15 protein-coding genes and 1 pseudogene are annotated in these 23,021 nt (G+C 70.6%); 9 read left to right on the top strand and 7 right to left on the bottom strand.

Translation table 11 applies throughout. From position 1 onward, the window contains the following. Positions 1-371: 371 nt before the first annotated feature. Together FL311_RS06080 and FL311_RS06075 are read right to left on the bottom strand one after the other, a co-directional pair. A complete protein-coding gene (locus tag FL311_RS06080) occupies positions 372-680 on the bottom strand; it encodes a hypothetical protein (RefSeq protein WP_141323989.1) in 309 nt (102 codons plus the stop codon). Positions 681-720: 40 nt separating this feature from the next. Then, a complete protein-coding gene (locus FL311_RS06075; protein WP_228556702.1) occupies positions 721-2,217 on the bottom strand; it encodes a sigma-54-dependent Fis family transcriptional regulator in 1,497 nt (498 codons plus the stop codon). Between the two features lie 1,196 nt (positions 2,218-3,413). Here FL311_RS06075 and FL311_RS06070 point away from each other — a divergent pair. The 7 genes from FL311_RS06070 (at position 3,414) to FL311_RS06040 (ending at position 12,820) form a co-directional block, all read left to right on the top strand. Then, on the top strand, positions 3,414-5,282 hold the full coding sequence (locus FL311_RS06070) for a glycosyl hydrolase family 18 protein (RefSeq protein WP_141323986.1): 1,869 nt from the start codon (positions 3,414-3,416) through the stop codon (positions 5,280-5,282). A 298-nt stretch (positions 5,283-5,580) separates the two neighbouring features. Continuing rightward, positions 5,581-6,105 carry a fruiting body spore coat protein U gene (gene pru / locus FL311_RS06065; protein ID WP_141323985.1) on the top strand — a complete coding sequence of 175 codons (525 nt, stop codon included), beginning with the start codon at positions 5,581-5,583 and terminating at the stop codon, positions 6,103-6,105. Between the two features lie 15 nt (positions 6,106-6,120). After that, entirely contained in the window at positions 6,121-6,900 is a 780-nt protein-coding gene (locus FL311_RS06060) for a molecular chaperone (RefSeq protein ID WP_141323984.1), read from the top strand. Then, positions 6,897-9,206 (top strand): fimbria/pilus outer membrane usher protein, encoded by a 2,310-nt coding sequence (locus FL311_RS06055; protein ID WP_194869074.1) that lies wholly within the window; start codon positions 6,897-6,899, stop codon positions 9,204-9,206. Before FL311_RS06060 ends, FL311_RS06055 begins: the two co-directional genes overlap by 4 nt. Further along, a complete protein-coding gene (locus FL311_RS06050) occupies positions 9,190-9,663 on the top strand; it encodes a spore coat U domain-containing protein (RefSeq protein ID WP_141323983.1) in 474 nt (157 codons plus the stop codon). Before FL311_RS06055 ends, FL311_RS06050 begins: the two co-directional genes overlap by 17 nt. An 86-nt stretch (positions 9,664-9,749) precedes the next feature. Continuing rightward, on the top strand, positions 9,750-11,426 hold the full coding sequence (locus tag FL311_RS06045) for an isovaleryl-CoA dehydrogenase (RefSeq protein WP_141323982.1): 1,677 nt from the start codon (positions 9,750-9,752) through the stop codon (positions 11,424-11,426). A gap of 179 nt (positions 11,427-11,605) precedes the next feature. Next, complete coding sequence (locus FL311_RS06040; protein ID WP_228556696.1) at positions 11,606-12,820, top strand: PAS domain-containing sensor histidine kinase; 1,215 nt, start codon at positions 11,606-11,608, stop codon at positions 12,818-12,820. 7 nt (positions 12,821-12,827) lie between these two features. Here FL311_RS06040 and FL311_RS06035 read toward each other — a convergent pair whose 3' ends face one another. From FL311_RS06035 to FL311_RS06015, 5 genes are all read right to left on the bottom strand, one after another. Beyond that, positions 12,828-14,420, bottom strand: coding sequence for a M56 family metallopeptidase (locus FL311_RS06035; protein ID WP_141323981.1), 1,593 nt, complete (start codon positions 14,418-14,420; stop codon positions 12,828-12,830). Continuing rightward, on the bottom strand, positions 14,417-14,806 hold the full coding sequence (locus FL311_RS06030) for a BlaI/MecI/CopY family transcriptional regulator (protein WP_141323980.1): 390 nt from the start codon (positions 14,804-14,806) through the stop codon (positions 14,417-14,419). The genes FL311_RS06035 and FL311_RS06030 overlap by 4 nt, the downstream gene beginning before the upstream one ends. Before the next feature lie 63 nt (positions 14,807-14,869). Further along, on the bottom strand, positions 14,870-16,456 hold the full coding sequence (locus FL311_RS06025) for a fibronectin type III domain-containing protein (RefSeq protein WP_141323979.1): 1,587 nt from the start codon (positions 16,454-16,456) through the stop codon (positions 14,870-14,872). A 116-nt stretch (positions 16,457-16,572) separates the two neighbouring features. Further along, positions 16,573-18,510, bottom strand: a complete 1,938-nt coding sequence (locus tag FL311_RS06020; RefSeq protein WP_228556695.1) for an alpha-amylase family glycosyl hydrolase — start codon at positions 18,508-18,510, stop codon at positions 16,573-16,575. A gap of 260 nt (positions 18,511-18,770) precedes the next feature. Beyond that, a complete protein-coding gene (locus FL311_RS06015; RefSeq protein WP_141323977.1) occupies positions 18,771-19,406 on the bottom strand; it encodes an SRPBCC family protein in 636 nt (211 codons plus the stop codon). Between the two features lie 229 nt (positions 19,407-19,635). Between FL311_RS06015 and FL311_RS06010 the strand changes: the two genes are divergently transcribed. Both FL311_RS06010 and FL311_RS06005 read left to right on the top strand, forming a co-directional pair. Further along, on the top strand, positions 19,636-21,108 hold the full coding sequence (locus tag FL311_RS06010) for an MDR family MFS transporter (RefSeq protein ID WP_141323976.1): 1,473 nt from the start codon (positions 19,636-19,638) through the stop codon (positions 21,106-21,108). Between the two features lie 39 nt (positions 21,109-21,147). After that, a pseudogene (locus FL311_RS06005) lies at positions 21,148-23,021 on the top strand (hypothetical protein); the annotation flags it as partial.

Below are 23,021 nucleotides of genomic sequence, written 5' to 3'. Positions count from 1 at the left end.
CGACCTGCGTCAGGTGTGTCCGGCAAAGTGCCCGAGGAGAATGTGGTTCTGCCCGCCGAGCCGTTTGCGGTGACCTCCGCTTCGCATCTGGCCCGAGCAGCTTCGTTCTTGGCGGCGGTCGCTTCAGACCTGGCGCGGGCGGCCTCGCTCCTTGCCTCACCTGCCACGTTCTTCGCGGCTATTGCCTCACTCGTCGCCCTGCGGGCCTGGGATTGAGCATCACCCGCCGCCTTCGTCGCTCGCCGGGCTTCTTCATACGCCTTGCCTGCCTCCAGTTCTCCAGCGGCGGCATGCTTGTCTCAAGTTCTGGCGCGCATCTCTGTCATACACGCCTCAGAAAAGAAGACACCCCTGGCACCTGATGGATCCCCTCATTTAGCGAGTTGAGCAGCCAGCGCCTGCCTGCCCGCCGCGAACACCGCCGTCGACGGCAGCCCCGGCCACACGTCCGCGGGGTTCCCGAGGTCGACCGTCAACCCCACACACGTGGGAGAGGCTCCGTCGAGCGCCATCAAGTCGAACGTGAAGGCATTCGGAATCGTGCTCTTCACCTGGACCTTGTAGGCCCGGTACCCCTTCGTGGGGAACTTCTCGACGGTGGGCATCCACCAGTTCCTCAAATCCTGCACCGAGTTCTGAGGCGTCTGGGTGGAGTCATCGTAGAACGGCGTCGGGGGCATGGGGCACTCCGGGACTGCGGGTGGGACTTCAACTGTCTGCTTATTTGGATTCCCGTGTCAGACTGAAAGCCTTCATCAGGTTGTAGACATGCTGGCGTGTCAGGTCGAGCCGCCGGGCGACATCCGTGACACACCAATCCACGCACTCCAGCTCGCGGCGCAGCAGGTCTCGTTGGAAGCGGCGTGTTGCTTCATGGAATGAAATGATTCCGGCCGGTGAAACGGCTGCCGACTCGAACAGGTGGCGTGGCTCCAGGAACGTCGCGGCCTCGGCGCTGGCACGGATGAGCGCGGCCTCCAGACGGTGCCGGAGCTGACGGATGTTCCCGGGCCATTCCGCCGTCTCGCAGGCGGCGAAGCACGCGGGAGAGGGGCTCAATCTCGGCAGGCCATTCTCCTCGGCCAGCCGCGCGAGCAGTGCCTCAACCAAGGGGGCGATGTCCTCTCGCCGCTCGGCCAGTGAGGGCATCCGGACAGGCAGGACATTGAGCCGGTAGAAGAGGTCCTCGCGGAAGCGCCGCTCGCGGACGAGCTGCTCCAGGTTGGCGTTGCTCGCGGCCACCAGGCGGACATTCGCCTTGAAGGGCTTGGGACTGGCCAGCGGGAAGTACTGTCGGGACTGGAGCAACTGGAGCAGCTTGGCCTGCGCGGCCAGGGGAATCTCCGCGATTTCATCCAGGAAGAGCGTCCCGCCCTCCGCCGCCTCCACCTTTCCGATGGTCCGGCGCGCCCCAGGGAAGGCCCCGGGAAAGGCCCCGAAGAACTCGCTCTCGAAGAGCCCTTCCGGAACCGCCGCGCAGTTGAGCTCCACGAAGGGCGCCAGCCTGCGCTTGCTGTTGACGTGGAGCGCCTGCGCCAGCTGGGTCTTCCCCGTCCCCGAGGGGCCGCTGATCATCACCGTCACGTCGAGCGGTGCGGCGACGGCGAGCTGCGCGAACACCTGTGCGATCCCCGGGCTCCGCCCGACGATGTCCTCCAGTTGGAAGCGTTGCCGGTAGGGGTGGGTCGGGTCATCCCCACGCCCCTTGTTCTGGAGCAGGGCCCGCTCGGCGGCCGTGCCCAGGAAGTGGGCCACGGACTCCACGAGCATCACCAACTCTTCGGAGAAGGGCCCCGCACCGCGCTTGCCCTCGAGATAGAGGACGCCCGGCAGTCGTCCCGCCAGGGGCACGCAGAGCACCGCCTCCAATCGCTGGGACTTGACGCTGGCGGAGCCGGAGAAGCGTGCGTCCAGCAGTGCGTGCGCCGTGTGCACGGACTTGCCAGCGGCGATGGCCGACGCGACGATTCCGCGAGAGGTCAGCTCGCGAATCTCCTCGCGCTCCAGCTCCGAACAACCATGGAAGAGCGACCACTCCCGGCGCTCGACCGAGCCATCTCCATACAGTTCGAGCCCCGCTCGTTGCGCGTCGGCCAGCTCGACCAGAGAGGTCAGGACATCCTGAAGGGGTTGGAGGGGATTGGGTGCATCCATGACGCGAAGCACCGCGAGATACAAATCTCGCTCACGGGCAATGCGAGCCTCGGGGGTGACCATGTCAGTCACGATACCACCCGTTCGAAGCACGGCAATGCTGGCGAGCCAGAGGGAGCGCATGGGCTCGGACAGTCATTGCAGGGACCACGCCACGTCCCGCCCAGGGAGGACACTGGCGTCGCATCCGCACGGTGCGTCCACGGCGTTTGACGGGAACGAGAGGCGTTGTCCACGGAAGTTGACAGACATGTCGCCCGGCCGTTTCACATACGTCTGCATCAACCATCCGCGTGTCAAGGCATGGTGATTGCTCTCACGGTGACGTGGGCCCCGCAGGATGCCGAGCATCGGGGCCCTCCACCGAGGAACCCATGTCACGACTCAAGAAGATGCCCGTCACCCCCGTGTCCTCCCTGTCCTCCTCCACCAGCGAGCAGGAGGACTCCCTCTTCTCGCCGCGTCAACCCCATCACAACCTGCGCGAGCTGACGATGGACGCTCGCGACGCGGCGCTGGATGGCGACCCGGGCCCGATGGAACCCACGAGCTATCAGACGCTGTTCATGTGCTCGGCATCCTCAACATGGGCCCCACGGCGGGCCTGGGCCTGGTGGGCTACTTCCGAGGGCTCAACGCGGCCTGGGGAGGTGGCCCGATCCTTCGGCGCGATGGCCCCTCCGAAGCCCCCCATCCCGCGGACGTCCTGCGGGGCTACCTGGCGGCGACCGTAGGTAGACACGCCCCGACGCGCCCTCGCCGAGCAGCCGCAGCCCCCGGAAGCCCTCCACGAGACAACCCGTGGAGAGCAAATCATCGGTCGCCTCAGGCGACGCGCCCAAGCCCCACTTGCTCATGTCCGCCCCACCCCCAGCGATTCCTCGTGTGTCCCGGTCGCGGCTCGCCCGAGGATGCTAGGGCCAACCGGCCGACAGGCGCCATGACCACCCGGGCCCACCCACGTCGGGGCGCCGTGGGCAAGCCGGGTCCGAATCACCACCCCTGGAGCCGACAGAGCGCGGCTGAAATCCCAGACGAGGGGCGCCTCCTGTAAGGGATTGACGCCATTCATTGTCCCAGTCGCCGCGTGAATGTCGTCTCACGGCCGCCGTCTGGGACTGGGGGCGGGGTTTGCTGCCGGGGACTCTTCACCCAGCTTGCCTCCCGTGGCCCGTCCATCTCGGACCGCCACCGGGGCCCATGGCCCGTGCGACGCCGCTGCTGAGCGCGGTGCCCGACATGCCCCGAGAGGAGAATACATGAAACGCTGGGTGGGATGGATGGCCATGGCCGTGGTGCTGCTGTCGGCCTGGGAGACACACGCGCAGGAGCCGAGGGCGGAGGTCCCCCAGGAGCAGGGGCTGGCCATCACGAGCTGGATATACCTGGATGGCATGGTGGCGCCCTGGCAGGACTTCTCCTGGGCGCAACACTCGCTGACGAACACCTCGCCCGTCTCCGGAGGACGACACTCCATCTCCGTGACGATGCGAGCGAATGAAGGCCTGTTCTTCCAGACGGAGCCCCGGGTGGTGGCGGCCACCGACACCCTGGTCCTGCGCGTGCACGGCGGCACGGGCGGAGAGTCCGCGGCGGTGCAGGTGCGCGCCTTCCAGGAGAACGTGCTCACGCCGGGCACGCCCCTGGGCGCCCGCTGCACCGGGGGCCGCATCCGCGCCAACACCTGGGTGACGTGCCGGGTGCCGCTGTCGGCCCTGCTCTCCATCGGCTCGCGCCTGAAGGGCCTGGTGCTCCAGGAGGCGCGCGGGGTGGCGCTGCCCACGCTCTACTTCGACGAGGTGCGCCTGGAGGACTCGGACGGGCCCGCGCCCGTGCAGGTCAGCGTCTCGCCGCCCGCCGTCACCCTGCCCCCAGGCGGCACCAGCACCTTCGTCGCCACGGTGACGGGCACCACCAACACCCAGGTGCTCTGGAGCGTGCGCGAGGGCAGCGCCGGCGGCGCCGTCACCCAGGCGGGCGTCTACACCGCGCCCGCCACGCCCGGGACGTACCACGTGGTGGCCCAGAGCCTCGCGGACCCCAGCCGGTCCGCCGAGGCCACCGTCACCGTCAGCGCCGCGCCCGGCGGCGGGCTGTGGGTGTCTGGCTATTACACCGGCTGGAACGCGGACCTGTACCCCCCGGAGAAGGTGGACTTCAGCGCCCTGACGCACATCCTGGTCGGCCGCGTCACGCCCAACCCCGACGGCACGGTGAACACCCAGTTCGACAACGACAACGGGCCGGCCATCGCCCGCACGCTGTCCACGCGGGCGCACGCCGCCGGCCGCAAGGCGCTCATCATGGTGGGCGGCTCCGGAGAGCACGACGGCTGGGTGGGCGCCGCCTCCAATGCCAACCGCGCCCGCTTCGTCAGCAACCTCCTCGCCGCCATGGACAGCTTCGGCTACGACGGCCTGGACATCGACTGGGAGCCCATCGAGCCGGAGGACAAGCCCAACCTGCTGGCGCTGGTGCGGGAGCTGCGCGCGGCGCGGCCCAACATGCTGATGACCATCCCCATCAACTGGGTGAACGCCAACTTCCCCGAGGACGCGGACCCGTGGTTCACCAACCTGGTGCCCTACATGGACCAGATGAATGTCATGACGTACGAGATGACCGGCCCCTGGGGCGGTTGGGATTCGTGGTACAGCTCCGCGCTGACGGGCGAGTCCGGCACGCATCCGACGTCGGTGTCCTCCAGCCTCAACGCCTGGGTGGCGGCGGGGCTGCCCAAGGCGAAGCTGGGCATGGGCATGCCCTTCTACGGCATGGCCTGGCGCAACATCACCGGCCCCTACCAGCCCTACACCGACTGGTCCGACTACGTGGGCAGCGACAACGACTTCACCTACGCGCGCATCCTCCAGCTGTCCGCCAGCGGCACCTACCGCTGGGACGCGGCGGCCCAGTCCAGCTACGTCACCTTCACCCGTCCCGTGGTGGATGGCACCGTGCGGTGGATTTCGTATGACTCGCCGCAGGCCATCGCGGCCAAGGGGGCGTGGGCCCGCGCCAACGGCTTCGGCGGCACCATCATCTGGACCCTCAACCAGGGCTGCACCAATCCCTCCACGGGCGCCAATCCTCCCCTGGATGCCGTGAAGGAGGCCTTCCAGCCCTGAGTCCCCGTGGGGCCCGGGAGGGAAAGCAGCGGGCCCGAGAGGGAAACCCGCCCACCCTCCGGGCCCGCACAGCCCGGGCGCCCCGACGCGCGCCCGGGGCGCCCGCGCCCCGGCGGACGACCCGCGGTGGAAAGTCCGCGGCCCCGCGGGGCCGGGAGTGCCATGCACTCCACGCCGCGAGCGTGAAGTGCGCGGCGCCCCACGCCTGGCCGCCTTGGCGCCACGGGCGTTGGCGCCCAGTCTGCAATGGCCAGACGCCGCGGAAGGGATTCCCCCGTCCGCCGCTGGAGTCACACACATGAAAGCCATTCGAAGCGCCCTCGCCGCCACCGCCGCCGCCGCGCTCCTCACCGCCCCGAGCGCCGACGCCGCCACGGCCACCGCCAACCTCACCGTGACGGCCACCGTCGCGTCCGCGTGCACCATCAACTCCGGCACGCTCAACTTCGGCAACTACGACCCGGTGGTCGTCAACTCGGCCGGCGGTATCGACCTCTTGGGCACCGGCACGCTGACGGTGCAGTGCACCCTGTTGAGCACCGCCGTGGTGACGCTGGGTCAGGGCACCCACCCCGCCACGGGCTCGACGGACGCGGTGCCGAACCGGCGCATGCGCAACACCAACTCCAATGACTACCTGGCCTATGACCTCTACCAGGACCTGGCGCGCCTGGTGGTCTGGGGCAACACCGCGGGCACGGGCCTGCCGTACATCGGCACGGGCCTGTCCACGCCGGTGATTGTCTACGGCACGGTGACGCGCGGGCAGGTCGTCCCGTCCGGCACGTACAACGACACCGTCGTCGCCACCATCACCTTCTGAGCCACCCGAGGCACCATGCATCCGCGTCTGTCTTCCTGGGCCCGCCACCTGCGCTGGTGGGCGTTGTGGCTCTTCGCGCTGCCCGTCCCGGGGCTCGCCGCCTCCGTCGAGGTCAACCCCGTGCGCCTGGAGCTCGTCGGCGGCGCCCGGGGAGTGGTGGTGACGGTGAAGAACCTGGGCGACGAGACCACGCGCTTCCAGGCGTCCATGCACACGTGGACCCAGGACGAGACCGGCCGCATGAGTCTCGAGCCGACGCAGGAGGTGTTCTTCTTCCCGTCGATGTTGACGTTGGAGCCGGGGGAGTCCCGCCCCATCCGGGTGGGCATCTCCTCGGCTCCCCGGGACACCGAGCGCACCTTCCGGCTCATCGTGGAGGAATTGCCACCCTTCGGCCCCGTGCCACCGAGCATGGGCCTGAAGATACTCACCCGCGTCTCGGTGCCGGTGTTCGTCGCGCCCCTGCACAAGGACCTCCAGGCACGCGTGGAGGAGGTGGACCTGCGCCAGTCGCGGTTCCACTTCCGGGTGAAGAACCCGGGCACCGTCAGCTTCTTCATCCGCCAGGCGCGCGTGCGCGGGCTGGATGAGAAGGGCCAGCGGCTGGTGGAGCAGGAGGAGCCCGGCTGGTACGTGCTGTCGGGCGGCTCGCGCGTCTTCGCCCTGGAGACGCCGGCGGCGCAGTGCCAGCGCATCCGCTCGCTGGAGGTGGAGGTGGAGACGGACCAGGGCGTGTTCCGCCAGTCCTCGCCCGTGAAGGCCTCCGTCCCCTGCGCGGCGCCCGCCGTCCCATGAGCCGTGCGACGGCGAGGTGTTCGTGGGCGGCGCTGGCGCTGATGCTGGCGCTGCACGGGGGCCGTGCGCGCGCGGTGGAGCCCGCCACCATCCAGGCGCCCATCGTCGTCGGGCTGACGCTCAACGGTGTCCCCCGGGGCGATGTCTTCCCGAGGCTGCGGGGCGAGGACGTGCTGATGCCCGTCGTGGCGCTGGAGGCCGCGGGCGTCGACGTGGGGAGGCTGGGCGCGGGCGTGGAGCGCCTCGAGGGACAGGACTACGTCTCGCTCCAGTCGCTGGGGGCGCGCTTCCACCTGGACGAGCGCACCACGGAGCTGGTGTGCGAGCTGCCCGCCTGGGCCTTCGCCACCACGCGGGTGAACCTGAGCCCCGCGGCGCCGCCCGGCTACGCGCTGACGGGCAGCCCCAGCGCGTTCGTCAACTACGCGGCCCATGCCCGCAACGCGCGCGTGTCGCTGTTCGGCGAGACGGGCGCGTCGCTGGGCCGCGTGCTCCTCACCACCCAGGCGCGCTGGAACCCCGGCGCCACGCCCCTGCGGGGGCTGAGCCAGCTCACCGTGGACTTCCCCGAGCACATGCTGCGCGCCATCGCCGGCGAGGCCACGGGCTACGGGGGCGTGCTGGGAGGCGGCGCGGTGGTGGCGGGCGCGCACGTGCTGCGCTCGTTCGAGCTCAACCCCTACTTCGTGCGCAACCCGGTGCAGGACCTGGCCGGAGACGTCACCACGCCGTCGACGCTGGAGGTGTACGTCAACAACCGCCTGGTGAGCCGCAGCGAGCTGCCGCCGGGCCCCTACCGGCTGGAGAACCTGGCCGTGCCGCGCGGCGAGGGCACCGCGCGCTACGTGGTGCGCGACGCCTTCGGCCGCACGCGCGAGGTCAGCGCCGCGTACTCGCTGGGCGCGCAGCTGCTCGCGCCGGGGGTGGCGGACTACCAGCTGTCGCTCGGCGTCGAGCGCGAGTCGCTGGCCACGGAGAGCTTCGACTACGGCCGGCCGCTGATGCTGGGCCACTTCCGGATGGGCGCCACGTCGTGGCTGACGCCAGGCGTGCGGCTGGAGCTGTCGCCGGACCTGGTCAGCACGGGCGCGGTGCAGTGGCTGCAGCTGCCGCTGGGGGAGCTGGAGGTGTCGCAGGCGCTGAGCGTCAGCGAGCGGCGCACGGGGCTCGCGGCCGGCCTGGGCTACTCGCTCCAGGGGCGGTGGGCGGGGGGCTCGCTCTTCACGCGGGCGCTCAGCCCCCACTACGCCAACGCGAGCCTGGCGCCGGGGGCGCACCCGAGGCTGGAGGCGGGGGGCTCGCTCTTCGTGGCGCTGGGCAGCCGCGTAAGCCTGGGGGGACAGGCCGCGGTGACGCGCTGGAAGGGCCGCGGGTGGACGACGTGGCTGAGCGCGTCCACGTCCGCCCAGGTGATGGACCGGGCCATGCTCTCCTTCTCGGCCAGCCGCAACCAGGAGTCCCGAGGCCCCTCCGCGCTGGAGGGCATGGTGCACCTGACGGCCATCCTGGATGCGAGGACCTCGGGCACGGTGGGCCACACGCAGGGACAGCGCGGCGGCGACACGGCGGTGGACCTGTCGCGGGGAATCCCGCTCGAGGGCGGCCTGGGCTTCCAGGTCCAGGCGCAGGCGGGGCGGCAGGACCGGGCGCTCGCGCGCGTCGAGTACGAGACGGACGTGGGCCGCTATGCGGGCGGCGCGGAGTGGCGCCAGGGCGTGCTGGTGGGCGCCGCCGAGGTGTCCGGCGGCCTGGTGGCCCTGGGCGGGCGCATCCACGCCACGCGCGCGGTGGACCAGGGCTACGCGCTGGTGCGCGTGGAGGGCGTGGAGGGCGTGGGCGTGCGGTTGGACAACCACCTCATCGGCCACACGGACTCGCGCGGCGAGCTGCTGGTGACGCGGCTGCGGGCGTACGGCGCCAACCGGCTGTCGCTCACCGACGGGGACCTCCCCCTGGAGGTGTACGTGCGCACCACGGAGAAGCTGGTGGCGCCGTGGCGACGGGGCGGCGTGGTGCTCGACTTCCAGGTGGACTCGGTGCGCGCCTTCCGGGGCACGCTGGTGCTCGCGGGTGGACAGGCCAGGCCCGCGCACGGCGAGCTGGAGCTCGTGGTGGACGGGCAGCGCTTCAGCTCACCCATCGGCTGGCGTGGGGAGTTCGAACTGGTGGGAATCCCACCCGGACGCCACCTGGCGCACGTCACCCACCCCGGTGGACGATGCGCCGCGACGCTGGAGGTCCCATCCCTCGCGGGCCAGGTCATCGACCTGGGAACCGTGGGGTGTGTGGATGAGGCGTCGAAGTGAAGCCCTGGGAGCGGGGGCACTCGTGCTGGCGGGCCTGGGCCTGCTGGCGCCGGGACAGGCACGGGCGGCGTGCCAGATTCGCAGCGCGGTGGGGCTGAACTTCGCCAACTACACCCCCACCTCGCCGCTCCCGCTCGACACCGCGGGGAGCATCACCTACCAATGTCTGCTCCAGCTCACGCCGATGACCATCGACCTGAGCCCGGGGCAATCAGGCACCCACGCGCACCGGAGCATGCGAGGCCCCGCCTCCAACACGCTCTCGTACAACCTCTATGTGGACGCGGCGCGGCTGCTCGTCTGGGGCAACGGCGCTTCGGGGACCTCGCGCTACGGGCCGGTCATCCCCCTACTCGCCATCGATGTCACCGTGCCCATCTACGGGCGCATCCCCGCGCAGCAGACCGTCCCGGCGGGCACCTACTCCGACACGCTCGTGATGACGATGACCTTCTGACGGGACACCCCGCTCCCTCACTTCGGGTGCGAGCCGGCGCGGAGGTTGCGCTCGCCCGGCCCGAACCGCTCGCCTATCCTTCCCCCATGAGTTCTTCAGCCCCCCTCGCGCCCACCTTCGCCACCCATGAAGTCACCAATCAGGCGCCACCCCTGGTGTACGACGCCTGGAAGACCGACCTGCCCCTGCGGGAGGCCATCCACCGCGAGGGCGGCGGCTGGGCGGAGGCGGACATCGCGAAGTACGGCCCGCTGGTGGGCGGCGAATTGATGCAGCAGGGCTTCCTTGCCAACGAGAACAAGCCGAAGTTCAAGCCCTTCGACCGCTATGGCCACCGGCTGGACGAGGTGGAGTTCCATCCCGCCTACCACCGCATCATGGAGGCGGCCATCAGCCACGGCATCTCCAACTTCGCCTGGCGTCACGAGCAGACGCCCGGGGCGCACGTGGCGCGCATGGCGCTGGCCTATCTGCACAACCAGGCGGACCAGGGCACCAGCTGTCCGCTGACGATGACGTACGCGTGCGTGCCCACCTTCCGCCACCACGCGGGGCTGGCCCAGCAGTGGCTGCCGCTCGTCACCGCGCCGTCGTACGACCCGCGCTTCATCCCGTCCGAGAAGAAGACGGGCGTCACCATCGGCATGGGCATGACGGAGAAGCAGGGCGGCTCCGACGTGCGCAGCAACACCACGCGCGCCCACCGGCTGGGGGAGAAGGGCCCCGGCAATCCGTACTCGCTGGTGGGGCACAAGTTCTTCTTCTCCGCGCCCATGAGCGACGCCTTCTTCGTGCTCGCCCAGGCCGAGGGGGGCCTGTCGTGCTTCCTCCTGCCGCGCTTCACGCCGGACGGCGAGCGCAACGCCATCCGCATCCAGCGGCTCAAGGACAAGCTGGGCGACTGGAGCAACGCCAGCTCGGAGGTGGAGTTCCAGGGCGCGGTGGCGTGGATGGTGGGCGAGGAGGGCCGCGGCGTGGCGACCATCCTGGAGATGGTGGCCCTCACCCGGCAGGACTGCATGATTGGCTCCAGCAGCCTGATGCGCCAGGCGCTGGTGCAGGCCATCCACCACACGCGCCACCGCAAGGCGTTCGGCCGCAGGCTCATCGACCAGCCGCTGATGCTCAACGTGCTGGCGGACCTGGCGCTCGAGTCGGAGGCCCACACGGTGCTGACGGCGCGCGTGTCCCGGGCCGTGGACGCAGGCTCCCGCGACGAGCGCGAGGCGGCCTTCGCCCGCATGGCCACCGCGGTGGGCAAGTACTGGGTGTGCAAGCGCGCGCCCATCTTCGTCAACGAGGCCCAGGAGTGCCTGGGCGGCGCCGGCTACGTCGAGGAGTCCAACCTGCCCCGGCTCTACCGCCAGGCGCCCCTCAACTCCATCTGGGAGGGCAGCGGCAACATCCAGTGCCTGGACGTGCTGCGCGCGGCCACCCGCGAGCCCGCCAGCCGCGAGGCCCTGTTCCAGGAGCTGATGGCGGCGCAGGGAGGTCACCCCGCGTTCGACGCGGAGCTGGCCCGCATCTCCAAGGACTTCGCGGACACGGCCACGCTGGAGGGCCGCTCGCGCTTCGTCGTGGAGCGGCTGGCCCTGGCGCTCCAGGCCTCGCTGCTCTTGCGCGCCGGCAACAGCCAGGTCGCCGACACCTTCTGCGAGACGCGGCTGGGCGGCGCCCACGGCGCCTGCTTCGGGACGCTGCCCGCCCACGCGCCGTTGAAGGCCCTGGTCGAGCGCGCCTTCGGCGAGGACGCCCCGGCCTGACGCTGGCCGCTTTGCTCCGGGTGCTCCCTCGCCTGCTCGCCCAGGGCGGGCGGGGGGCCTTCCGGTCCATCCACCGCCCTGGCAGGAGGGGGACGCCTTCGTCTACTGGACGAAAGGGTGGGCTGGACGCTTGCGTGTCGACACTGACGTGTTCTCCTAGGCGGCTGGAAGAGGGCACCTTGGGCGACAACCACGACCACCTTCTGAACTCGAACGACGGGATCATCACGTACTCGCGGAGCGACCGCGCCGGGCGGGACACGGAAGACCAGCTCCGGCTGCTCATCGCGAGCGTCTCCGACTACGCCATCCTGACGCTGGACGTGGAGGGCCACATCGCGAGCTGGAACCTGGGCGCCGAGCGCATCAAGGGCTACCGGGCCGACGAAATCCTGGGCCAGCACTTCAGCCGCTTCTATCCCCCCGAGGACATCGCCTGGGGCAAGCCCGCCTGGGAGCTGGAGTCCGCCATCCGGCTGGGCCGCTTCGAGGACGAGGGCTGGCGCGTGCGCAAGGACGGCACCCGGTTCTGGGCCAACGTGGTCATCACCGCCCTGTTCGACGAGAGCGGGGAGCTGCGGGGCTTCGGCAAGGTGACGCGGGACTTCACCCAGCGCAAGCACGCCGAGGAGACGCGGGAGCTGGAGCGGCTGCGCGAGGCCCTGCGGGCGCGCGACGAGTTCCTCTCCGTGGCCTCGCATGAGCTGAAGACGCCGCTGACGCCGCTGCAGCTGAAGCTCACCGCCATGCGGCGCATCGCGGAGACCAACCCCCAGGCGCTCCTGGCGGACGGCAGGCTGTCGCGCGAGCTGGCCTCGGCGAGCGGACAGGTGCGCAAGCTGGCGGACCTCATCGATGACCTGCTGGATGTCTCGCGCATCAACGTGGGCCGGCTCTCGGTGGAGCCCGAGCGCATGGACCTGTCCGCGATCCTGCGGGACATCGCCCAGCGCTACGCGCCCCAGGCCCACGTCGCGGGCTGCCGGCTGGACGTGGACGTCGCCGGGCCCATCGAGGGCACGTGGGACCGGCGGCGGCTGGAGCAGGCGGTGACGAACCTGGTCACCAACGCCATCAAGTACGGCGCGGGCAAGCCCATCCACCTGAGCGCGAGGGCGGCGGACACGGACGCCGTCATCACCGTGCGGGACGAGGGCATCGGCATCGCCCCCACCCAGCAGCGCCGCATCTTCGAGCGCTTCGTGCGCGCGGTGTCGGAGCGCAACTACGGCGGCATGGGCCTGGGGCTCTTCATCACCCTCCAGATCGTCGAGGCGCACGCGGGCACCATCGACGTGGAGAGCGAGCTGGGACGCGGCTCCACCTTCACGCTGCGCATCCCCCGCGAGGCGCTGCTCGCCAAGGTGGGCCCCACCGCGAAGCCCGCGCCCTGAGGCGCCGCTACGGCGCTGGCTCCGCCCGGTAGTCGCTCGGGAGGGTGAAGAGCGCGGCGCCGTGCTCCACCAGCCGGATGTCCGACAGCGTCAGGGTGCCGAACAGCTCGGACTCCTCGCGGATGGGGTAGCCCAGCTCCAGGTCCATCCACCGCGTCACGGTGTCATGGGCCGAGTGCACGCGATGCCAACGCTGGGCGCGACGTCCCGCCACCGCCTCCTCCGCCTGACGCTCGCAGCCTGGGCCCCGTGACGAGCAGCCCCCGGGCAGGTGCAGCGGGAGGCCCGGCTCCTTGTCGCCCCAGTGCGTCTCGTAGGTGTGCTCGCGGGCATTCAGCATCGCGCTCTCCCCCGTGCCCACGTCGAAGAGGAGCGTGTACACGGACGCGCCCGTGGCGTCCTCCAGCCGGATGCGACCGCAGCGCGAGACGAAGAGCCGGTGGCGCAGCGTGCGGTCCCCATTCACGTGGGTGGCGATGGCGGTGAAGTCCTTCGGGTACACGGGGCGCGAGCACATCCCCGCCGCGAGCATGCCCTTGCCGTCACGGGGCGGGCTCGCCGGAGCCTCCCACGCCCAGGCCGCGAAGGAGACGGCCAGCACCCCCAGGGCGCTTCCCACGCGCCGGGCCCACCGCCTCCCGCGAGGCGCCTCCACCGGCGTGCGCCCCAGCAGGCGGCGCACCCGCGCCGCGAGCGGATGGCTGCCCGCGCCGAGCACCAGCGCCGGCCCCGACTGCCGCAGCTCCTCCAGCCCCAGCAGCGCGCCCGAGTACAGCCGCACGTTGCCGCAGAAGCCCACCGCCACGTCGTCACAGCAGTGCTCGCGCTCCAGCCGCACCTGCGCGGACAGCCACCGCGCCGCGGGGTGGAAGAAGAACAGCGTTTCCACCAGGCACTGCAGGAGGTTGACGGCGGTGTCGTGACGACGCACGTGGGCCAGCTCATGCGCCAGCACCGACTCCAGTTGCGCGGACGACAGGCGCTCCCCCACGCCCTGGGGCAGCACCAGCACCGGACGCACCACGCCCACCACCAGCGGGGACGGCGCCAGCGGGGACTCGAGCGTGCGCACCGCGCGCCGCAGCCCCAGCCGCTCCGAGACGCGCGACACCGTCTGGCTCAACGCCGAGGACACGGGCGTCGCCGGCCGCACCAGCCGCCGCGACGTGCGCCAGCCGCCCACCAGCAGCCGCGCCAGCCCCACGCACGCGCCCAGGAGCCAGAGCCCGCCGAGCACCCGGGGCCACGGTCCGAGGACGTCACCGGACGCCGCCGCCTGGGGCACGAACACGCGCGCTCCCACGGGAGGAACCTCCGTCCGCGCCCCCTCGAGCCCGGACGGGGCCACCTCGACGGCGCGCGAAGCCGCCTCCTCCCGCACGGCCTCCGGGGCCGACAGCAGCAGCGAGCCCACGGGCGCAAGCACCAGCGCCGCCAGCGCCAGACACCCCACCGCGTACCGGAGCCGCGCCGAGCGGCCGCGCAGGAGCCACAGCGCCAGTGCCGCGACCAGCGCGACGAGGCTCGCCTGCCACACGCCCTGGGCCAGCCACACCGTGAGCACCCGGGCGCCCTCCTCCATCAGCCAGGTCGGGCTCATCGCTTGCTCCCCTTGCTCTCGTCCAGCAGCTGACGCAGGTCCTCGAGCTCTTCCTTCGACGCGGGCTTGAGCGACAGCGCCTGCACCGCGAGCTCACCCGACGCGCCACCGAAGACGCGCTCCAGCAGGTCCTTCACCAGCTGCCGCTTGGTGCGCGCCTCACCGATGCTCGCCGCGTACACGTGGCTGCGCGAGCGCTCGTCACGGCTCACCAGCCCCTTGGCCGCCATCACCTGCAGCTGCTTGAGCGTGGTGGTGTAGCCGGCGCTCTTGCCGTCCTCGCGCCCCAGCGCCTCGTGCACGTCCCGCACGGTGCAGGGCCCGCGCTTCCAGAGCACGCCCAGGATGGCGAGCTCCACTTCCGTGGGAATGGCCTCAGTCGTCATGCCCCCAAAGTACGATTCGAATCGTATGTTGTCAACGACGCGCGTCGTACTTCGGGGAGGGGCTCACGACGTGAGCGCGGGTGTCGAGGTCGCGCCCGGCAGGTAGGTGGCGATGCACCGCGAGAAGGACAGGCCCGTGTCCCGGACACCCGCGCGGCCGGAGAGGCAGCCCAGGCGCAGCGTGTGGGCGAGCGCCACCAGCCGGCGCTGATGCTCCAGGGTGAAGTCGCGGCCGTTGGGATGTCCGCCGAACAGGGGGCTGGCGCCCAGGCGCCGCCAGACCTTGTCGGTGTCCCAGCGCGGGAAGGCGGCGGACAGGTGCGCGTGCATGCCGTGGAGCGCCTGGGCACAGCACTCGAAGGTGTCCACGGGCGCCGTCGGTCCGAGCTCCAGCAGGAGGCCATTGACGAGCGACGGCTCGATTCCCGCCAAGGACAGCCGCTGGAGCAGGCGCACTCCGGCGTCGTTGAAGCCCGCGAGCGCCCCCGGCGCGCCATCCGCCGGCAGCGAGTACGACAGCTTCAGCGACGGACACACCAGCAGGAGCTGGGACATGGCCGCCACGTGGCGCTCCAGGCCCGCGTCATCGTGGAGGAACGCGCTGTCGAAGGCGAAGTCGAGGTGACGGACCTGGTAGTTGCGGAGGATGGCCGCGTAGGTGGCGACGAGGCGGGCCACATCCGTCTCCTCGACCTCCAGTGGCATCAGCCCGGCGCCGCCGCCGAAGGACAGCACCACCCTGCCCCCGCTTCGTCGGAACGCCGCCAGGTCCTCCTTGCCATAGTCGGACACGGAGGCCTCCGCCTCGTGGGAGCGCCCGTCCACCGCGTCCACCAGCCGCAGGTGTCCGCCCCACGTCACCTTCCGCGCGCCGCCCGCGCGCACCCCCAGCCCGCCGAGCATGACGCCATCCAGCCCGCACGCCCGCGCCAGCTCCGACACGACGGGCCGGGGCGCGGACGCCAGGTCCAGGAAGGGCGCGCGGGGCACGTCCCAGTCTCCCGCGTCCGGCGAGGGCGCCGCCGTGCGCACCATCACCGGAGGCGTGAGCTTCGACAGGTTGTCGGACAAGTCATACGCCGCCACCGACACCAGGTACTCGGTGCGAGGCGTCAGGCCGGTGAGGGTGATGGAAGGCCGCGTGCACGTGAGCGTCCGAGACTCCTCCCGGTCCACGCTCGAGTACGTCACCTGGTAGCCCGCGACGGCCACGTTGTCGGTGGACGCGTCCCAGCCCAGCGTGAGCAGCCGCGAGCCCACGAGCGTCGCGCGCACGCGCCGGGGAGACGAGGGCGGCTCGACATCCCGCGGCGGGTCCGCGGGCTCGCCATCCACGGTGAAGCAGGAGGGGAGCGCGCCCCGGTGCGCACCTTCCGTCCGGATGGACAGACGGAACTCCTGGGACGCGCGCGGAGCAATGGTCTGGCGCTCGGCCACCAGCGTGCCCGTCAGCGTGTCGCCGTGGCGCCGCCACACGAGGCCGTAGTTGTTCTGCACCACCTGGTCGGGCGCCACCCGGAAGCCGATGGCGGGGTTGACCACCGCCTCGTCCGACAGGTTGAGCAGCGTCACCTTGAAGGTCGACCACCAGGGACTGCCGCCCGCGACCCACTCCGGGCGCGCCACCACCACCATCGTGTTTCTGGCCATGCCGGCCGTTGTGCCGGAGGACCGCCGCACACGACATTGTCCACGGGGGGCGAGCCCCTGTCCTTCAAGCAACAGGGGCCCGGGTCAGTCCCCACCGCGTCCGAAGCGCGGCGGGGCTACTTGTCCTTCGACAGGATGACGACGCTGTAGGGCCCCAGGTTGTTGAGGCTGCCGCTGGCGGGCAGGCCGTCCTTCCCAGTCCAGCGGCCGCCCACGTCGAAGCTCTGCGCGTTGCCGAAGTTGTCGGAGTAGCCCTTCCAGTCGCTGTTGTAGCGCACCTTCCACGTGCCGTCGGAGGGCAGGCCCAGCTCGTAGTTGGACAGGTGCTTGCCGCCGAAGTTGACGATGACGATGGTGTCGTCGCCCGCGCCGCCCTTGTCCCAGCGGTGGAAGGCCACGACCTTGTCGTGGTTGTTCACGTGGTGGACGTTGACGTGCTCACCGCGCAGCCCCGCCGTGTTGTCGTTCCAGTTGCGGCGCAGCTTGATGAGGTCCGTGTACGCCTGGTTGATGCCGGCGTACGTCTCCTTCTTCTTCCAGTCGAGCGGATCTCCATCCTGGAAGTGGCCGTCCTCGAGGAACTCCTGGCCCTGGAAGAGCATCGGGATGCCGGGGCTCGTCAGGGTGAGCGCGGCGCCGAGGATGGAGCTCTTCTTGGCGTGGTAGCCGCCCGCGTCCCAGCCGCCCACCTCGCTGGGCAGCCGCTGCTTGCCGTTGGCCACCTCGTCGTGGCTCTCGGTGTAGATGACGCGCTGGTTGGCGCTGCCGTTGTACTTGAAGCGGATGGCGTCGGCGACGGCGTTCATGTCCCGGGCCGCGTCGGAGGGCGCCGTCAGCGCCGCGCGGATGGGGTGCACGAAGTTGGAATCCCACTGCGTGTCGAAGTTGGCGCCGTCCGGGTGCGTGAGGCCCGCCTCGTTGCCCAGGTCCTCCGCGATGATGAGCTTCTGCGGGAACTCGCGGTTGACGGCTTCGTTGATGTCGCGCAAGAGCTGCCAGCCCTCGGGGTTGTTCGCGCCGCTGGCCTGGCGGATCTCCTTGGTGGCATCCAGGCGCAACCCGTCCATGTGGTAGTCGCGCAGCCACATCATCGCGTTGTCGCGCAGGTAGTCGCGCACCTCGTGGCGGCCATAGTCCGGGCGCGTGTCGCCCCAGGGCGTCTTGGCGCGCCAGTCCGTGTAGAAGTAGCTGCCGCCCTTGCCGTACGTCTCGCCGTCGAAGTCCCAGTGGGGCAAATCACTGGGCCCCAGGTGGTTGTAGACGACGTCCATCACCACGCCGATGCCGCGCTTGTGCGCCTCGTCGACGAAGCGCTTCAGGTCATCCGGCGTGCCGTACGCGCTCTCCGGCGCGTTGGGGAAGGCCGGGTTGTAGCCCCAGGAGAAGTCCGCGGCGAACTCGGCCGAGGGCATCAGCTCCACCACGTTGATGCCCAGCTCCTTCAGGTGGTCCAGCTTGTCGATGGCGCTCTGCCAGTTGCCGGGGCCCCAGCCGGGCTCGTCGTTGAACGTGCCCACGTGCATCTCGTAGATGACCGCCTCGTTCCAGGGCGGCATCTTGAACTCCCAGTCGTGCTTCCACTCGTAGGCCTTGTGGTCCACGACGATGGAGTTGCCCGTGGAGTTCGTCACGTCGTTGGCGCGCGGGTCTCCCTTCCAGCGCCAGTCGCCGTACTTGCCCTGCACCACGTACTGGTACTGGTCGCCCGCCTTCGCGCCGGGCACGTCGAGCGAGAAGTTGCCGCTGGGCTCGCGCTGCAGCTCCACCGACTGCCAGTTGCTGAAGTCGCCGGCCACCTGCACCCGCTGCGCGTTGGGCGCCCACACGCGGAACGTCGTGCCGCCGTCGTAGGGGATGGCGCCCATGCCCGGACGGCTGGAGGCCTGGGTGGGCACCGTCGCCGCGCTGGGCACCAGCGGCGTCGCCAGCAGGCTGCCGTCCTTGCGCGAGAAGGCCCGGGCCACCGGCCCGTGGTCCACCTGCGAGGCCTGGGTGGGCGCGCGCTTCGCCTCCGCGTTGCGCTTCTGGCGGACGTCGTCGAAGAAGTCCTTCACCCCAGGTCCGCGCGCACCCGCGCTGCCATGGCGGGACGCGGCCTGGGGCGGCTGTGTCTCGGACTCCGAGGCGCGGGCCTGCGAGGACGTGGAGGAGGCAGCGGGACGGCTCGGTGGGGGAATCCGGGGTGACATGTCTCGGCCGTTGTCTGGAGAAATCCAGATTCAGTATCGGCCAGGAGCCCCCAAGGTTGCGTGTCCCAGGTGTCACGGCGCCGCCCCGTCGCTCGACGCCGCATCCGCCTGATAACAAATACACGTTATTCGTGGTTCGGGTGCTGCCGGGTGACGACGACGTCGAGCGCGGCGTCCCGCGAGTCGCTGTCGCCGCGCAAACCCGCGTCGCCCACGGAGGGCCTCGCGGCGCCCCGGAGGGACTCGGCCACGAGCTTGATGTCGGCCAGGCCCCGCTCGAAGTCGCGCCCCATCACCTCGTCCATGCTGGAGAAGAGCTGGAGCGCCTTGCCCGCGAAGGTGTTCTCGCCGGCCATCACCCAGGTGAGCGCCACCCCGTCCGGTGCGGGCGTCAGCACGTACTCGGTGGTGTTGGTGGCGCGCATGGGCTCCAGGAAGTCGACCCGGATGCGGACGTACTCGTACGGGCGGCTCTCCAGGATTTCCATCCGCCCGGAGCCGGTGCGCGCTCCCCGCCACTCATAGACGGCCCCCACGCCCCAGGGCGCGCCCGTGATGGAGACCTGCTGCGTGGGCTCCAGCTTCCACCACGGCGACCACTGCTCCCAGGAGCGGAAGTCGTTGACCAGCGTGAAGACGAGCTCGGCGGGAGCCTGGATGTGGGCCGTGCGCTCGACGCGGAAGGTGTCCGGCCTGCGACTGATGGCCACGAACAAGCCCAGGACGATGACCGCCAACAGGACTCCGGGTGTCTTCTTCATAAAGCTCCTCGAAGGAGTGGCGCGCGCCCGGTCCGACCGCTCCTGAAGGCCCCCCCGGGCCATGGACCAAGCGCGCCACTCGCCACTCTTTCTCCGCGACGAACGAGCAAGGCTCGGATCGACACGGTCTCCGGGCTTTTCCCCGGTTTTCCAAGTACCCGAAAAGAGTGGCGCTGGCGTCCGTGGGAGGTGGCCATTAGAAGTGGGCGACCCCACCCCGCCCGACATCATGCGAAAGACTCACCGTCCCCTGACGACCCTGGCGCTCGCGACGAGCCTCTTCATGGCGGCGCTGGAGGTCACCGTCGTGTCCACCGCGATGTCCACGGTGGTGGGCGAGCTGGGTGGCATCCAGCGCTACGCGTGGGTCTTCACCGCGTACATGCTGGCGTCCACCATCACCGTGCCCATCTACGGGAAGCTGGCGGACCTGTACGGTCGCAAGCCGGTGCTGCTGTTCGGAATCGGCCTGTTCCTGGTGGGCTCCATCGCCAGCGGGCTGGCGACGTCGATGGGGCTGCTCATCGCCTTCCGGACGTTGCAGGGCCTGGGGGCGGGCGCCATCCAGCCGGTGGCGCTCACCATCATCGGGGATTTGTACACGATGCAGGAGCGCGCGCGGGTGCAGGGCGCGTTCAGCGCGGTGTGGGGCGTGGCGGGGCTGGTGGGGCCCGTGACGGGCGGGCTCATCGTGAAGTACCTGAGCTGGCATTGGATCTTCTTCATCAACGTGCCGGTGGGCGTGCTGACGTTCGCGCTGGTGGTGGCGTTCTTCCACGAGCAGGTGGAGCGAAAGCCGCAGCAGTTGGACTACGCGGGCGCGGCGCTCTTGTGCGCGGGCGTGGTGGCGCTGCTCGTCGGGGTGCAGGGCGTGGGGATGAACCTGTGGGCGCTGCCGGTGGCGCTGGGGCTCTTGTGGGCGTTCGTCGCGGTGGAGCGCCGGGCGCCCGCGCCGGTCATCCCGATGAGCATCTTCCAGTCGCCCGCCATCGCCATCTCCTCGGTGGCCGGGGCGCTGTTCTCCGCGGCGATGTTCGGGGCCACCACGTACGTGCCGCTGTACGTGCAGGCGGTGCTGGGCGGCTCGCCCACGGTGGCGGGCGGGATGATTACACCCATGATTGTCGGCTGGCCGCTGGCCTCGGTGTTCGCGGGCAAGCTGCTTCTGCGCACGGGCTTCCGGCCGCTCATCGTCGGCGGGCTGGGGCTGACGATGGTGGGCACGGTGCTGATGACGCTGCTGCTCGTCCAGGGCGCGTCGCTCATCGCGCTCCAGGTGGCCATGGCGCTGTTCGGAGTGGGGCTGGGCTTCGCGTCCACCGCGCTGCTCATCGCGGTGCAGACCAGCGTGGGCTGGGAGCTGCGGGGCGTGGCCACGGCGAGCAACATGTTCTTCCGCACCATTGGCGGGGTGCTGGGCGTGGGGCTGATGGGCGGGGTGATGGTGTCGCAGCTGATGAAGGACCCGTCGGTGCCGCTGTCGGCCGCCAACGCGCTGCTCGGGCCCGAGCGGGGGCACGCGGCCATCCCGGAGGCGATGCTCGAGTCGCTGAGCGGGGCGCTCACCACGGGGTTGAACATCAACTTCTGGCTCATCTGCGCCTTCTCGGTGGCGGCGTTCGTGTCGGGGCTGTTCTTCCCCCGCGTGAGCCGGAACACGAGCGCGCCAGTCCCCAGCGACACCGCCGCCGCGCCGCACTGAGGAGCGCGGACGTGCCGGGAGGGTGGTATGCACGCCCCCATGCCCAAGCTCCGTGCCTCCGACGTCGACTCGCTCTTCGCCCGCGCCGACAAGCTGCTCGACCAGTACCCCCGGAGCTTCGGCACGGCGAAGGCGCTGCTCCAGCAGGTCCTCACCGCGCAGCCCGACCACCTGGAGGCCCTGCATGCGCTGAACTGGGCCTACGAGCGAGACCGGGACCATTCGCCTGGTGAGTGGCAGAGCAGGCTCCAGGAGCCGCAGCGCGCGGTGCGTGGGCGCATCCTCGAGCTGACGAAGAAGGTGAAGGCGGATGGAGGCGACACGGTGGCGCACCGTGCTCGCGCGCTCGCGCTGGCGCAGCAGGCGGAGAACATCCTTCGCACGGACCCCACGCCCGCGCGGCTGAAGCAGGCGGAGGAGTTGCTGGCCGAGAGCCAGTCGCTGGATGCGGACCGCCCCGAGCAGCGGCGGGCCGAGCGCGGCGTGATGGCGTGGAAGGCCATCCACCGCGCGCGCAAGGGCAAGCCGGATGCCTATCAGGTGCTGCTGGACTGGGTGGCCGAGAACCCGCGCCCCTCACCCTTCCATCCGGATGACCATGCCTCCGCGTTCCGGGGGCTGGAGGGCGCCTTCGCGGACGAGGGATTCCTCGAGTGGCTCCGCGCTCGCAAGCCGCGGACGGCCAAGGGACAGCGCGCGAAGGACCTCGCGCAGGGGCTGCTCCACGTCGGGGACTGGGATGTGTCCGCCGAGCTGAAGGGTCCCGTCACCACGCCCTGCCGCGTGGGTCGACTGCTAGCGCTCCGCGCGCTCGGCGCCAACCTGGACGTGAAGGTCGGCGGCAAGTCGCTCCTGGAGCGCGCCAAGAAGCTGGGTGACAAGGCGCTGGTGCGGGAGCTGGAAGTGCTGTCGGGCGCGAAGCCGGACGCCAAGGGCAAGGCGCCCACCGAGAAGAAGACCTCGAACGCGAAGAAGACCTCGAACGCGAAGAAGACCTCGAACGCGAAGCAGTCCTCGGCCGCGAAGCAGGCCACGCCGGACGTGTACACGACGGCCCAGGTGTTCGCGGACGTGCACGTCACCTCGGACGGGACGGTGATGGTGCTCGCGGGCACGCCGCACCCGGACTCCGACCACGGCGACACCGCGGGCGACGACCTGTGGGACTTCGACAAGAGCATCAAATGGAACCAGCCGTGGGATGACCGCGTGTGGCTGGAGCAGATCCACATGGACATCGACGAGGACGAGCTCGAGGCGAACGGGCTCTCCTACGACGTCGACTTCAACCGCCTGCTCATCCACGACGGCAAGACCTGGACCCGCGCGAAGCTGCCCAAGGCCCTGCCCTACGGCTACGTGGCGCCCGTCCTGCGGGACCTCGGTGCCCCCTGGGGCCTGTCCGCCTTCGGCGTCTCCGCGCTCGCATTCGACGGCGGCGGCAAGGGCTGGAAGGTGAAGGAGGTCAGCGGCCCCGGCGGTCTCAACCTCGTGGACGCGGCGGTCCATGACGGCGTCCTCTACGGACTCTGCGAGAAGACCGGCCTGGGACGGCTGGTGCCCGAGGGAAAGAACCTGAGCCTGGAGTTGCTCGGCGACGAGCAGTCCGGCCTCCATCGCCTCTTCGCCCACGACGGCACGCTCTACGCCTTCGGCGACGATGGCGTGTTCGTACTCGAGGACGGCGCGCTGGCCCAGCTCCAGCCCACCCGAGCCCCCGTCCGAGCCCTGTGCGCGGCCCCCGAGCAGGGCGTCTACCTGCACACCGACGAGCACGCCTGGTACCTGCCCCGGAAGGGCAAGGCCCGGAAGCTCGCGCTGCCCAAGGATGGCATCCACTCCATCGCCTTCTTCAAGAACCGCCTGTTCGTCAGCGTCGGGCAGCAGGTGCTCCGGCTGGAGAAGGACCGGGC

Origin of the sequence: Myxococcus sp. AB025B (assembly GCF_006518215.1) — a bacterium.
Classification (GTDB): Bacteria; Myxococcota; Myxococcia; order Myxococcales; family Myxococcaceae; genus Myxococcus; species Myxococcus fulvus.
The sequence above is the reverse complement of the archived record's forward strand: the minus strand, read 5'-3'. Positions and strand labels throughout refer to the sequence as shown.

Bases quoted from the DNA above. Each gene is read 5' to 3' on its own strand.
- FL311_RS06010 (WP_141323976.1), top strand. From the start codon at position 19,636: ATGCGAAAGACTCACCGTCCCCTGACGACCCTGGCGCTCGCGACGAGC.
- FL311_RS06080 (WP_141323989.1), bottom strand. From the start codon at position 680: ATGCCCCCGACGCCGTTCTACGATGACTCCACCCAGACGCCTCAGAAC.
- FL311_RS06055 (WP_194869074.1), top strand. From the start codon at position 6,897: ATGAGCCGTGCGACGGCGAGGTGTTCGTGGGCGGCGCTGGCGCTGATG.
- FL311_RS06025 (WP_141323979.1), bottom strand. From the start codon at position 16,456: ATGGCCAGAAACACGATGGTGGTGGTGGCGCGCCCGGAGTGGGTCGCG.
- FL311_RS06075 (WP_228556702.1), bottom strand. From the start codon at position 2,217: ATGGTCACCCCCGAGGCTCGCATTGCCCGTGAGCGAGATTTGTATCTC.
- FL311_RS06015 (WP_141323977.1), bottom strand. From the start codon at position 19,406: ATGAAGAAGACACCCGGAGTCCTGTTGGCGGTCATCGTCCTGGGCTTG.
- FL311_RS06050 (WP_141323983.1), top strand. From the start codon at position 9,190: ATGAGGCGTCGAAGTGAAGCCCTGGGAGCGGGGGCACTCGTGCTGGCG.
- FL311_RS06045 (WP_141323982.1), top strand. From the start codon at position 9,750: ATGAGTTCTTCAGCCCCCCTCGCGCCCACCTTCGCCACCCATGAAGTC.
- pru (WP_141323985.1), top strand. From the start codon at position 5,581: ATGAAAGCCATTCGAAGCGCCCTCGCCGCCACCGCCGCCGCCGCGCTC.
- FL311_RS06060 (WP_141323984.1), top strand. From the start codon at position 6,121: ATGCATCCGCGTCTGTCTTCCTGGGCCCGCCACCTGCGCTGGTGGGCG.
- FL311_RS06030 (WP_141323980.1), bottom strand. From the start codon at position 14,806: ATGACGACTGAGGCCATTCCCACGGAAGTGGAGCTCGCCATCCTGGGC.
- FL311_RS06035 (WP_141323981.1), bottom strand. From the start codon at position 14,420: ATGAGCCCGACCTGGCTGATGGAGGAGGGCGCCCGGGTGCTCACGGTG.
- FL311_RS06070 (WP_141323986.1), top strand. From the start codon at position 3,414: ATGAAACGCTGGGTGGGATGGATGGCCATGGCCGTGGTGCTGCTGTCG.